The sequence below is a fragment of the Acinetobacter sp. V104_13 genome (assembly GCF_031798995.1).
GTDB lineage: Bacteria > Pseudomonadota > Gammaproteobacteria > Pseudomonadales > Moraxellaceae > Acinetobacter > Acinetobacter pittii.
Window position 1 is genome coordinate 125526 of sequence record NZ_JAVQNP010000023.1, and the last position, 12597, is coordinate 138122.

The following is a 12597-nucleotide window of genomic DNA, read 5'->3' on the forward strand; positions in this document are numbered from 1 at the left end:
ATGCCAGGCGAAGAGGTCAGCCAAGCCAAGCAACAGCTCAAATTAATTATCGACCCTTACTTATCGGTAAGCGAAGTCGAAAAAGTGCTTGCTGCCTGCGATTTTGCCGATCTAGCGCACACTGGCATTACGCGTAAAAGTGGCGAACCCTATATTCTGCATCCGATTGCTGTAAGCTGTATTCTTGCAAACATGCGTTTAGATGCTGAAACTTTAATGGCAGCACTTTTGCATGATGTTATTGAAGATACTCAATATACAAAAGAAGATATTATTGAGAAGTTTGGCCTAACCGTTGCAGAGCTAGTAGATGGTGTAACCAAACTTAGCCAATCAAGCGATAAAGAATATAATAAGGCAGCTTCATTCCGAAAAATTTTGCAAGCGACCCTACAAGATCCGCGTGTCATCATTATTAAATTAGCAGATCGCTATCATAATATGACAACTCTAGGTGCTTTACGCCCAGATAAACGAGCCCGTATCGCTCAAGAAACTTTTGATATATTTGTACCGATGGCAAGATTAGTCGGCATGAATGAAATGGGCGATAATCTAGAGAATCTCTGCTATCAAAACCTTGACCTTGATATGTTTGATAACGTTCAGAATGCTCTGCTACAGACAAAGCCAGAACGCTGTAAATATCAAAGTATTTGGGAACAAAACCTCGCTGAACTTCTGCATAATTATCATATTCAAGGCCGTATTAAAAAGAAAAATAACAATATCGAATTATTACGCCATTTCGTTAAAAACGAGATGGATCTCCAAGAGCTTACCCATAGTCATGCTTTTGAAATTGTTCTACAAAGCATTGCCGACTGTGACCGCCTAGAAGAAGCATTAAGAGAAAATTTTCAGGTTATCCAGTACCAAGACCATATTCGTCGCCCACTACCTGGCGGTAATCAGTCTTTACTGATAAAGCTTAAAGGCGAAAAAACAACACTATCTCTTACCATTCAAACCGAGCTCATGCGTAAAGCTGCCCGTTTTGGGGTAGTGTTAGGTGAAAATGCGCCGCAAACTTGCCGCTCTGCCATTCAGGCTTCAATGCAGAACTTAAATACATTGATTGACGGTGAATGTGCTAAAACAACTTTTAATGATTTACTTGATTATCTACATCAAGAAAAAATCTGGGTATATACACCACATGGTCAACTGCATGAGCTACCGCAAGGCGCTACCGTAGTTGATTTTGCTTATTCAGCAAGCTTATTTTTAGGTAACCATGCGGTTGGTGCAAAAGTCGATGGAGAGATTAAACCACTCTCTACACCATTAGTTAGCGGTCAGGTTATCGAGATTATTACGGATGTTTTGGCAACACCAAACCCAGACTGGCTAAGCTTTATTAATACGCAAAAAGCACGTCGTGCATTACAGCATGTACTAAAAGATCAAGATATCGAAGAACAACGTCTAGTTGGTGCACAAGCCCTTTCTCGTGCACTGAAACTCTTTAATCGTTCAATCAATGATCTTTCTGAAGCTGATTGGCTAGATCTATTGCAATGGCGTCACATTGATAATAAAAATACATTGTTTGAACAAATTGCGGTTGGTGATTTACTACCTCAGCTTGTAGCAAACCACCTGTTTGCTCATGATAAACATCCGCAAGTAGAAAACTCAGATCGACTTATTCAAAGTACTGAAGGGGTCGACGTTAAATATGCACACTGTTGCAATCCAATTTTAGGCGATCCAATTCAAGGACATTTAACACGTCGAGGGTTAATTGTGCATCGAATTCGCTGTCATAATTTACTACATGAGCAACATTTACATCCTGAAAATATCATGCCGCTTCAATGGAAAGCAGATGATGTAGATGATGTCCGTTTTACAGCGTACCTTGCTATTTATATGGCGATGAATGATGAACAAGTATCAGACCTGATCTATCAATGTCGTAAAAATAACGCTGGTGTAGAGATGGTTCACTCAAATGAGCAAAGAACATTTGTGAATATTGTAGTGAATAACCGTAAGCACATTGCAAAAGTCATTCGTGATTTACGCATGCACTATGGTTTCCCACGGATTGAACGTTTAGACGCTCCTGCTCCGCAAATGGAAATTTCAAAAGTAAGCTAAATTTCTATAGAGACAATTGACTAGATTTATGTTTCCTTAACAAAATCAAACTTTCCAAATTCACTTAATCAATTAAATCGATGATACTTTTGTCCAAAGCTATCATCGATTATGATGGAAATAGATTTAATCAAGGAGAACCAAATGTCCCGCCAAGTCATTCATACTGAAAATGCCCCTGCTGCTATCGGCACATACTCTCAAGCTATTTTAGTAGACAATACGCTATATCTTTCAGGGCAAATTGGTTTAGACCCATACAGTATGGAACTTGTAGAAGGTATCGAAGCTCAAATTCGCCGTGTATTTGATAATTTAAAAGCAGTTTGTGAAGCTGCTGGTGGTTCACTTGCAGATATTGCTAAGCTCAATATTTTTTTAACTGATCTATCAAATTTCCAACTCGTAAACCAAATTATGGGTGAATATTTTGCTCAGCCCTACCCTGCACGTGCAGCTCTTGGTGTAGCAAGCTTGCCAAAAGGCGCATTAGTAGAAATGGACGGAATTGTAATTATTAATCAATAAGATATAAAAATTAAAATATCTAAATTTCACTATTTAGTTTTTTAAAACACGAACCACCTTGGCATAAAAATCTAAATACTTCTTGGATTTCCGCTTAGGTGGTCTTTTTTTATTCAAAATCCCAATAATGATAAATGAGATTTTAAATGAATTTCATTGACAAACGATAATAATTATCAATAATATCAATTATCGCATTTATATTTGGGGATCACTCCCATGTACGTTTGCTTGTGTCGTGGCATTACCGATCAGGATATTAAAGACGCTATTGAAAATGGCGCTGAAAGCTATCGTGAAATTCGCGACTTGCTTGATCTTGGTACATGCTGTGGACGCTGTGCACCAGAAGCTCGCGCTATCATTAGCGAAGAATTAGCAGAAATCGCTGCTCGCATTTCTGTAGCTGCATAATAAAAATTAATATTTAACAAAATTTATTGACTCCTCCACCGCTTTTTGCGGAACCTTTATAGTTCCTCATTCAAGCGGTTTTTTTTGGCTTGAAAACCTCCTTTCTAATATTGTGTTGTTTTTGATTGCGATTTTCATTTGCTGTTCCATAAATTACTCGCCATCTCCGTGATTGTTCACTAAAATGGATTTATAGATTGTCTTAATTAAGTTTGAGGCAGAAATTGTTTTGGAGTAGCTACAATGAAAGGCAATCGTGATGTCATTAATCAGCTTAACCAAGTGCTGTATCATCATTTAACTGCAATTAATCAATACTTTTTACATTCACGCATGTTTAATGACTGGGGAATTGAGCAGCTTGGCTCTGCTGAATATAAAGAATCAATTCGTCAAATGAAGCATGCAGATAAAATCATTGAACGTATTTTATTTTTAGAAGGACTACCTAACCTTCAACATTTAGGTAAGCTTTATATTGGTCAACACACAGAAGAAGTTCTGCACTGTGACATTCGTAAAGTAAAAGAAAATATAGAAGCAATTCAAAAAGCGGTTGCTTTAGCTGAAACAGAGCAAGATTATGTCACTCGTGACCTTGTTCAAGAAATTCTAGAAAAAGAAGAAGAATACTGGGACTGGCTAGATACTCAAATTGATCTTATTGGCAATGTTGGTATTGAAAATTATATCCAGAGCCAAATGTAATTTCTCATAAAAAAATCCCCTTATACTTAAGGGGATTTTTTATTACTTCTCTTTTAGTAATTCCGATAGCGTTATTTTTTGCTTATAAAGATGTTGCAAAATAAATATTTGCTGCTGTGCCTGTTCTACTTTCCCGTTGTAAGCGAGCAATTTTGCGTATTTACGTAAGTTATATGGAGTAGGCTTATTCTTTATAAAATTTTCCCATTCAACCAAATCACCTTCAGATAAAATATTTTGGGGATTAAGTTCTATCCAACTTAAACGCTGCTCAAACTGTGTTAAAACAAAAATTTTACCACTTCCCATAAATTCAGCGTTTGGACGCTTATTATTAAAAAGCAAATTACTATTCAGAACATAGACATTGTAATCACGTAGAATTGCAATAATAAGCAATAAACTTACAACCCATGATAAGCGAAAAAGATGTTTGTTGAGGATAATTCCCTTAAGTACAGTAGTTTGTGCTTGCACAATACCCAGTAGGAATCCACAAGTAAGTAAGAAATAAGCATAGCGCTGTGGAAACTCTAACATGGCATGAATAAGCACTGTACAGACCATCATAATCGCTATAATCGAGATCGTATTTTTAGCCTGTTGATTTAACCAAATAAACCAGCAAGCAAAGTAGGTAATGATTACAGTACCCAAGGGAATACCATTCCAGATAATTAAATCAAGCAGTACATTATGTGCACTGGTAGTCCACTCTCCTGTTGGGAAAGCATGGTAAACTGTCATTTGTGCCACACTGGTTTGATTCCAACCATAACCTAACCAAGGGTGCTGCTGTACAGCAAGCAACATTTGTGACCAGATATTAAAACGCAAATACCCAGAGCTTGCTCTTTCAACCAAACCACTTGCTTCGGTTACATCAGTACTTGACCATGCTTCAATTAAATTAGTAGCAAATGGTAGAATTACACCAGCCATTACGAAAAAACCGATGCACCACAAAAAACCTTGAAAAACTCCAAATCTTTTTTGTTTCCCAAATTGTTTAACTATCCAATAGATGAATAAAAATGGAAAAACGATCCATGATGTTCGTGACTGACTCAAGGCGATCGTAAACAGAATAATGAGGGCTGAAGGCAGGAGTAACCAGACGGTTGCCTTATTTTTTTCATATAGATACAAACATCCTAATAACCCAATAATTAGGAATGTTGCCATGTTGTTGGGTTGACCAAAATTTCCGTAAGGACGGTTACCAATCAGATGAAGGGTATAAATTAAATGTGATTCAATATTCAACCATTGAAAAATTGCTATAAGACTAGTTAATAGCGATGTAATAATTACTAATAAGCTAAAACCTGAAAAAATTTGATCTCTCTTTTTTTGATCTAAAGATAGGTTGTAGCCAGCCAAGACCATAAACCAAAAACCTAATAAGTAAAATGTACTTAATAAAGCCGTACTTAAATCAAAAACTAAACCAAAGCCCCACTGCACAATAGGAATTAAAGTAAATGGTAGCAACAATATCTGTGCTCTAGGAATTTTAATATTTTGTTGAAGTAAAGCAATTAATACACATAGCCCAGCCCCAAAAGTACTGACTTCACTTGAGAACATGACCCACGGGCTGTAGTGAAATGGAGACAACCATGCAAAACCCAACAGGATTGCAGCGAAGAACAGAAAGAATACTTGCATAGTGAGAGGCTAGAGACCAAAACTTGTGAGAATTATACATGGAAGTCTAAAAAAGAATGTATGAAGTCTAAATGAAAAGACCTTAATAAAATTTAGTATAAAAAATTAAGGAATGTGTGAAGCTGGTATCAAGTGCTGTGTACTACCATACTCCCAAAAATTTGGTGCCATCCGTCCGACATAACTCGTACACCCCCAGCAAGTTAAATCTTGTCCTAAGTACATAATCGTAATGTATAAAAATAAAGCTCCCCATAAACCAATTAATAGTTTCATCAGTCTATAAGGAGATTTCAAATATTCTTTAGACTGCTCCGACTGAGAAAAAGCAAATGCTAAAAATAATATACAGGCTATTTGTGAAGCGGGATAAACCATACTTCCTGAGAACATCGCATCAACTAAAATTGCAATTAAGCCAGCTTTCGTAATAGGTAAAGCATCCTTATCTCGAAACAACTTAACAACTTGATATATCATCCAAACTAAAAAAATACATCCAACTATTCCCCATTCAAAAATTAACCTTAAATATAAATTATGCATGTGATGTCCATATTTATATTGGATTTCTGAGAGATATCCTCCCCCAACTCCAAACCATGGCTTTTCTTTCCATTGCTCAAAAACGAAACTCCACATCTCTGTACGCATGGATGTCCCTACTCTCATTACGGTCATGGTATTTTTATCAGCGAAATAAATCGTAGTTTTATAAACTAAAAAAGCAAAAAAAATGTAAATACAGCTTTGCAAAATGAGCTTTCGATTTTCTCGAGAGTAGATAACGAAAACTAACAATCCTGTCGCTACAGCAAGTAAGGCGGATCTGGCTCCATCAAAAAACCATGCTAAAGCAAAAAAGAAACTAGCAAATGGATAAAAGTAATGAAAATAAGGGTAGTTTTTATTTTTTAAAAAAATTAGAAAAAAGAATATAGGTACGATAACACTGTCATAAATTCGGATCGTGCCAGAGTTAAATTGCCAGTCAAACCATTGTTTGTAGAAAATAAAATTAGTAATAGAAACAAAAATAAATAAACAAGGAATAAATGCTGAAAAAACGACTAATGCTAAGCTATGTTCTATATTTTTTACATTCTTTAAATCATATGCTAAAGCAGAAAATATAAATAGTAATGCTATCGCAGACCAAAGTTCTTGAAATTGAAAAATGCTATAAGTTGTTATCTGTATAGCAGTTAATACACCAATCAGAAAAAAAGTAATTTGAGTGGAAATTGAATATTCTATTTTTTTTGTAAAAATCAAAATTAACAAAGCACATAGTGCCAATGGAAAATGTAATAAACGAAGTTCATCATATTGGAAAACTGACCAGCCAATTTGATAACCTAATAATGCTGTAATAAGATAAGTTACTATTAAAAGAAATAGAATATTTTTTTTTAACATATTTATTTTCTTTAATAAAAAAGAGAGGTTAAAACCTCCCTTTTTTATTATTTAACTATTAAGAAGCACCACATGATTTAGGACGTAAGTTTTCAGCTACATCTGTCTTACAGCGCCAAGCACCTGTCGTACCATTTGTAGCATTATCCGCATCACGGATCCATTCAATTTTCTTACCATTAATTTGTGATGTACCCTTCAGTGTACAAGTAATATTACTTGCACCATTAGTTCCAATATTCGCTGTAACAGCACAAGCATTCGTAGATGCTTGTAAGCCTAAAGTTGTTACATCGGTTAATGCAGCGGTTAAACCTTCTGCCAATTTAGTTTCTGCATTTGTTTTACCAGCTGTAATATCAGCCAAGCCAGTACTTACTTGTGACTTAGCGATATAGTTTTGATATGCAGGAATCGCGATTGCTGCCAAAATACCAATAATGGCAACCACGATCATAAGCTCAATTAATGTAAAACCTTTTTGTGCATTCATAGCCTTTTCCCCAAAGATTGTATGTATGTTTTTATATAAGCTTTTTCAGCTATCAACTATATTGCAGCATCCATGCCAACTTTTATTTTAATTAAAAAACAAATACTTATATCAGACCCCATTATTCTTAAATATTAAATCGGTGTAAGTAATTGACAAAAATTGTCATATAACTTTTTATAAAAACACTTCACGTATTAAAAAAAATAAAATACACAATTCAAAGTTTATATTTATTTATGTGAACAAAATCTCTTTAGAAATAAATAAGTAGGTGACATTTTTTGTCAGTCATCTTTAAAAGTAAAAATTATGAAACTTAACTAATGTAGGAATGCGACAAGGCAAATCAATTAAGAATAATCGGAGTATTTTCTAATTCATTGGATTGATCAGGCATGTTTTCGTCATAAAACCGTGACATCACCTCTCCAATTTGTTGTACGCCCATCACTACAGCTTGTTGATATTTTTTTTGTTTAAGCTTTTGTACCATTGCTTCACAAATCTGTTGCCAGACTTGATCGTTAGTCGCATTTCTAATACCACGATCAAATATAATTTCTACTGTTCGCTCACATAAATTTAGGTATAACAATACACCACTATTTAATGCAGTATCCCAAACACCTAATTCTGCAAATAATTGCTGTGCTCTTAAACGCGTATTTTGTCTGTAGGCTTGTGATACTGGAATATGGCCTTCAATTACAACCTGTATTTCTCCAACATGGCCATGTTCTGCCTGTTGTACAGCATCGGCAATAGCTTGCTTATCTTGTTTTGAAAAATAACGATTACTAGCAGGTAAATAGCATAGATGTTTAAACCAACGTTTTATGCTTGGCTCTACAGATTCCTCAATTTTTGGTTGAGTAATAATTTGTGTTGTTTCTGATGTTGTTACCATGAGCCTGAAGCACCTCCACCGCCAAAACGGCCTCCGCCGCCACCATAGCCTCCGCCACCTCCGCCGAAGCCTCCTCCACGTCCACCGCCACCAGAACCACTCAGAATGGCCTGTAAAATAAATTGGGCAATTGATGTAATGAGTAAAAAGAAAATACCAAAACCAAGTAGTAAGCTAGTGACTAGCCCTGCTCCATTTACGAATCCTACTACTGCAGCAGCAACACCAGCTGTAGATGCACTAAGCGGACGACCGACAATAAATGAACCCACAATTCCAGCAACAAGAATAAATAAAGCCATTGTCAGCGTTGTCTGCTTGGCTTGCTGTTCTTCTGCAGCTTGATGCTGACGTTCTTTTAAATCTTGAGCAGCTTGCTGTGCTACTTCTGGGTCAAGATTTAAAATTCTTCCGATTTCATCGATACCTGCACTCAAACCTTGTGCATATTGGGCTTGTTTAAAATAAGGTGTAATTTGGTTTCGAATGATCCGACTTGCCACAATATCTGGCAACACACCTTCTAGGCCATAACCAGTTAGTATTTGTATACGGCGGTCATTTACAGCGACTGCAATGAGTAATCCATTATCACGTTTAGATGATCCCAATTGCCACTTTTCACCAACACGTAACGCATAATCAAAGATATCTTCTTGGCCAGTGGTAGGAACAATCACAATACCAATCTGCGCTTTGCCTTGTTGGTATAAACTTAGAATTTTTTGATTAAGTTGCTGCTTCTCAGCCTCGCTTAAGATATTGGCTTGATCAATAACAGGCTGGTTTAAAGTTGGCAAACCACGAATTGATTCCCCATCAGCCATATCATTAGTAAATTGGACTTGAGGAGCAGGACTTGAAGCAGCTTGCCCCTCTATTTTAGTTGCAGCAGCTTGAGTTTGTTGCTTTTGAACAATTTTGCCAGCAACTATTGCGTCTCCCTCATCGGTAGCAGTTGCAATATTAGTTTCACTCCATGCCGTATTCTGAAAAAGAACACCACAACAAAGCAAAATTAAGGTCGAAATAAAGACCTTAATTTGCTTTGATTGAAGCAATAGAGTATTTCTCATACGGCACTCCTTTGATTTGTAAAATTAATCAAAAGAAACTTTTGGAGCCTGTTGTGCAGATGCTTCTGCAGAGAAATTGGCTTTTGGATGCATACCAATTACTTTTGCTGTTACTGCCTGAGGGAACTGACGCACATATGAGTTATAGTCTTGTACTGTTGTAATATAACGATTACGCGCAACAGCAATACGGTTTTCAGTACCTTCAAGCTGAACTTGTAGTTCTTGGAATTGAGTATTGGCTTTCAAATCTGGGTAATTTTCCGAAACAGCAATGAGTCGAGATAACGCCCCTGTTAATTGACTTTGAGCCTGTTGATATTTTTCAAGTAAAGCTGGGTCTTCTAAAACTTCTTTATCAACTTTTAAACCTGCCACATTAGAACGTGCCTGTGTCACTTCAGTTAATACTTGCTCTTCGTGCTTAGCATAGCCTTTAACGACGTTCACAAGATTTGGTACCAAATCTGAACGACGTTGATATTGGTTCTGTACTTCAGACCACGCTGCTGTTACAGCCTCATCTTTTACTTGTAGAGTGTTATAGCCACATCCCGAAAACAGTAAGGTACTGGCAAGTGTTGTTGCGATCGCAAATTGTTTCAACGTTTTCATCGTCACATTATCCTCAAGTTTTTCTTTATATTTTTAACCTCTTTACCTGATTGTATGATGAATTAGGCATTATTGTGTTGCTTTTATTTTATTGATTTTAAAAAACCGGACTTTTAAATCCGGTTATCTATTAGCTCAATCGCTGATCTTTTTCTTGCTCAAAACTTGCCATTTGATATTCTTCTGCTAAAGAACTTTTCCAATAATTAACCATCCTGCCATAATCTTTTTGACTCGGATGAAAGTCTTTTTTGTAATATGCGAAGTATTCAGGCATTAACTGAACAAGCATCTTAATCAGCAAATATAATCCAAATAAATTACCCCCAATTTTAGGTACGCTATTCCATTTATCTTGCCAAAATAAACGAGTTGTCCCATAAAAAGCGAGACTCGCAAATCCAGTAGTGACGCTACGCATGAGTAAGCGACGGATACGATCATCACCATATATATGTTGATAAACATCAAATGCAACCGAACGGTGTTCAATTTCTTCAATCGCATGCCATACCCAAAGTTTTAGCGCATCTTCATCTAGGGTTTTTAATAACTCTGGATGTTGTAAAACATATCCCCCAAGTAAAGCAGTGAAATGTTCAAATGCACAGGTGAGTGCCAATTGCAGCTTAGGTGGAATTGTTCTTAAATATTTATCGCGCTCATTTAGCCAATTTTGAAAACTGTCCAGATTATAATCATCCGTTCGCCAAGCTTCATTAAACTCACTATGAGCTTTGGAATGCATGGCCTCTTGTCCAATGAAAGCCGCAATTTGTGCTTGTAGCTGAGGATCTGAGACTTTATCACGCACATTACGGACGCTATTTACAAAAAACTGCTCTCCTACAGGAAATGTTGATGAGAGTGCAGTTAAAAAATGCGACATGAGGGGTGAATTTGCAAAATAGTGCCGCTTAATCGCCTTTGGATTAAATTCAAGACGACGCACTGTAATACCCAACGCTTTTCGACGATTTAAATATGATTTTTCTGCCGTCATACCTGCGATGTTCATATTCAACACCTACTGTATTGAAGAAGGAAGTTTCGAGTATGTCGCGAGCTTAAAAAGCTAAAAAGGGCAAAAAAGCTTATTATATTTGCCAAAAACATCAAAGTGACTAATGGTAGACAATAAAAAAGCCTACTTGTAGTAGGCTTTTTTGAGTATTTTAACAAATGTCTTTATTAAACACCAAGATAATCCAAAATGCCTTCAGCAGCTTGACGACCTTCCCAAATAGCAGTCACAACAAGGTCTGAGCCACGTACCATATCACCACCAGCAAAGATTTTCGGGTTTGATGTCTGGAATTTGAATTCTTGCTTTTCAGCTGCGACAACACGGCCTGAACCATCAAGATTAATATTCACATTACCAAACCAGTCTGCTGGGCTTGGGCGGAAACCGAAAGCAAGTAAAACTGCATCAGCTGGTAATACTTCTTCAGAACCCGGAATTGGCTCAGGGCTACGACGGCCACGACTATCTGGTTCACCCATTTGTGTCGTTACCACTTTTACGCCTGTCACTTTGCCATTTTCCCCAACGATTTCGATTGGTTGACGATTGAATAGGAATTTTACACCCTCTTCATAGGCATTTTTTACTTCACGTGCAGAACCCGGCATATTGCTTTCATCACGACGGTATGCACAAGTTACATCGTGAGCACCTTGGCGCAATGAAGTACGGTTACAGTCCATAGCGGTATCACCACCACCTAGAACAATCACTTTTTTACCATCTAAGCTGATGTATTCACTTGGATCTTTTTCCCAACCTTGGCAACGGTTCACGTTAGAGATTAAGAAATCAAGTGCATCATAAACACCATCAAGATCTTCACCTGGGAAGCCACCCTTCATATAGGTGTAAGTTCCCATACCCATGAATACCGCATCATATTCTACAAGTAATTCATCAATCGTGATGTCTTTACCAATTTCAGTATTTAAACGGAATTCGATGCCCATACCCGTGAAGATTTCACGACGGCGTTTCATTACGTCCTTTTCCATTTTAAATTCTGGAATACCGAATGTAAGTAAGCCACCAATTTCAGGACGCTTATCAAATACAACTGGTTTAACACCACCGCGAGCTAGAATATCCGCACAGCCTAAACCAGCAGGACCAGCACCAATAATTGCAACTTTTTTGTCAGTCCATTTTACGCCTGACATATCTGGACGCCAGCCTAAAGCAAAAGCTGTGTCATTGATATATTTCTCAGCATTACCAATGGTTACTGCACCAAAACCATCATTTAAGGTACAAGCACCTTCACACAAACGGTCTTGTGGGCATACGCGACCACATACCTCAGGTAGTGTGTTGGTTTGATGACAAAGCTCAGCAGCTTGGAAAATTTGGCCTTCAGCGATCAGTTTTAACCAGTTTGGAATGTAGTTATGTACAGGACATTTCCATTCGCAATATGGGTTACCACAGCCTAAACAACGGTGAGTCTGATTAGTGACAGTTTCCGATGTAAAAGGCTTATAAATTTCCACAAATTCTGCTTTGCGGACAGTAATATCTTTTTTCTCTGGATCTTGGCGTGGTACATCCAGAAATTGAAAGTCATTATTTAGGCGTTCTGCCATGTCTCTCTCCGTGGGTAGGCGCGGATTTCCTTGTTGCCCGCACC

General features: G+C 37.2%; 12 protein-coding genes and 1 pseudogene. 4 read left to right on the plus strand and 9 right to left on the minus strand.

Annotated elements, in window-relative coordinates; all coding sequences use genetic code 11:
* Positions 1 to 2106 carry a bifunctional (p)ppGpp synthetase/guanosine-3',5'-bis(diphosphate) 3'-pyrophosphohydrolase gene (locus RMB06_RS08635; protein WP_002116807.1) on the plus strand — a complete coding sequence of 702 codons (2106 nt, stop codon included), beginning with the start codon at positions 1 to 3 and terminating at the stop codon, positions 2104 to 2106.
* 144 nt (positions 2107 to 2250) lie between these two features.
* A complete protein-coding gene (locus tag RMB06_RS08640; RefSeq protein ID WP_002116996.1) occupies positions 2251 to 2634 on the plus strand; it encodes a RidA family protein in 384 nt (127 codons plus the stop codon).
* A 39-nt stretch (positions 2635 to 2673) separates the two neighbouring features.
* On the opposite strand, the pseudogene RMB06_RS08645 reads toward RMB06_RS08640, so the two are convergent.
* A pseudogene (locus RMB06_RS08645) lies at positions 2674 to 2751 on the minus strand (hypothetical protein); the annotation flags it as partial.
* 102 nt (positions 2752 to 2853) lie between these two features.
* On the opposite strand from RMB06_RS08645, the gene RMB06_RS08650 reads away from it, so the two are divergent.
* The gene (locus RMB06_RS08650; RefSeq protein WP_000289091.1) at positions 2854 to 3048 is read left to right on the plus strand and encodes a bacterioferritin-associated ferredoxin; all 195 of its coding nucleotides are present in this window, start codon (positions 2854 to 2856) and stop codon (positions 3046 to 3048) included.
* 243 nt (positions 3049 to 3291) lie between these two features.
* On the plus strand, positions 3292 to 3756 hold the full coding sequence (bfr, locus tag RMB06_RS08655; RefSeq protein ID WP_005067113.1) for a bacterioferritin: 465 nt from the start codon (positions 3292 to 3294) through the stop codon (positions 3754 to 3756).
* A gap of 42 nt (positions 3757 to 3798) precedes the next feature.
* On the opposite strand, the gene RMB06_RS08660 is transcribed toward bfr, so the two are convergent.
* The 8 genes from RMB06_RS08660 to RMB06_RS08695 all read right to left on the minus strand — a co-directional run bounded on the left by RMB06_RS08660 (position 3799) and on the right by RMB06_RS08695 (position 12553).
* A complete protein-coding gene (locus RMB06_RS08660; RefSeq protein WP_311079069.1) occupies positions 3799 to 5427 on the minus strand; it encodes a Wzy polymerase domain-containing protein in 1629 nt (542 codons plus the stop codon).
* A 105-nt stretch (positions 5428 to 5532) separates the two neighbouring features.
* Positions 5533 to 6846, minus strand: coding sequence for an O-antigen ligase (locus RMB06_RS08665; RefSeq protein ID WP_032004878.1), 1314 nt, complete (start codon positions 6844 to 6846; stop codon positions 5533 to 5535).
* Positions 6847 to 6904: 58 nt separating this feature from the next.
* Positions 6905 to 7339 carry a pilin gene (locus tag RMB06_RS08670; RefSeq protein ID WP_014207821.1) on the minus strand — a complete coding sequence of 145 codons (435 nt, stop codon included), beginning with the start codon at positions 7337 to 7339 and terminating at the stop codon, positions 6905 to 6907.
* Between the two features lie 349 nt (positions 7340 to 7688).
* Positions 7689 to 8249 carry a TPM domain-containing protein gene (locus RMB06_RS08675; protein WP_311079070.1) on the minus strand — a complete coding sequence of 187 codons (561 nt, stop codon included), beginning with the start codon at positions 8247 to 8249 and terminating at the stop codon, positions 7689 to 7691.
* Complete coding sequence (locus tag RMB06_RS08680) at positions 8243 to 9325, minus strand: TPM domain-containing protein (protein ID WP_311079072.1); 1083 nt, start codon at positions 9323 to 9325, stop codon at positions 8243 to 8245. Before RMB06_RS08680 ends, RMB06_RS08675 begins: the two co-directional genes overlap by 7 nt.
* Positions 9326 to 9349: 24 nt before the next feature.
* Positions 9350 to 9940 (minus strand): LemA family protein, encoded by a 591-nt coding sequence (locus tag RMB06_RS08685; protein WP_002117090.1) that lies wholly within the window; start codon positions 9938 to 9940, stop codon positions 9350 to 9352.
* A 130-nt stretch (positions 9941 to 10070) separates the two neighbouring features.
* A complete protein-coding gene (locus tag RMB06_RS08690) occupies positions 10071 to 10958 on the minus strand; it encodes a metal-dependent hydrolase (protein ID WP_311079074.1) in 888 nt (295 codons plus the stop codon).
* Between the two features lie 173 nt (positions 10959 to 11131).
* The gene (locus tag RMB06_RS08695; protein ID WP_311079076.1) at positions 11132 to 12553 is read right to left on the minus strand and encodes an FAD-dependent oxidoreductase; all 1422 of its coding nucleotides are present in this window, start codon (positions 12551 to 12553) and stop codon (positions 11132 to 11134) included.
* Between the last annotated feature and the right edge of the window lie 44 nt (positions 12554 to 12597).

Coding starts and splice junctions, on each gene's coding strand:
- RMB06_RS08635 (WP_002116807.1), top strand. CDS start 1: ATGCCAGGCGAAGAGGTCAGCCAAGCCAAGCAACAGCTCAAATTAATT.
- RMB06_RS08640 (WP_002116996.1), top strand. CDS start 2,251: ATGTCCCGCCAAGTCATTCATACTGAAAATGCCCCTGCTGCTATCGGC.
- RMB06_RS08650 (WP_000289091.1), top strand. CDS start 2,854: ATGTACGTTTGCTTGTGTCGTGGCATTACCGATCAGGATATTAAAGAC.
- bfr (WP_005067113.1), top strand. CDS start 3,292: ATGAAAGGCAATCGTGATGTCATTAATCAGCTTAACCAAGTGCTGTAT.
- RMB06_RS08660 (WP_311079069.1), bottom strand. CDS start 5,427: ATGCAAGTATTCTTTCTGTTCTTCGCTGCAATCCTGTTGGGTTTTGCA.
- RMB06_RS08665 (WP_032004878.1), bottom strand. CDS start 6,846: ATGTTAAAAAAAAATATTCTATTTCTTTTAATAGTAACTTATCTTATT.
- RMB06_RS08670 (WP_014207821.1), bottom strand. CDS start 7,339: ATGAATGCACAAAAAGGTTTTACATTAATTGAGCTTATGATCGTGGTT.
- RMB06_RS08675 (WP_311079070.1), bottom strand. CDS start 8,249: ATGGTAACAACATCAGAAACAACACAAATTATTACTCAACCAAAAATT.
- RMB06_RS08680 (WP_311079072.1), bottom strand. CDS start 9,325: ATGAGAAATACTCTATTGCTTCAATCAAAGCAAATTAAGGTCTTTATT.
- RMB06_RS08685 (WP_002117090.1), bottom strand. CDS start 9,940: ATGAAAACGTTGAAACAATTTGCGATCGCAACAACACTTGCCAGTACC.
- RMB06_RS08690 (WP_311079074.1), bottom strand. CDS start 10,958: ATGAACATCGCAGGTATGACGGCAGAAAAATCATATTTAAATCGTCGA.
- RMB06_RS08695 (WP_311079076.1), bottom strand. CDS start 12,553: ATGGCAGAACGCCTAAATAATGACTTTCAATTTCTGGATGTACCACGC.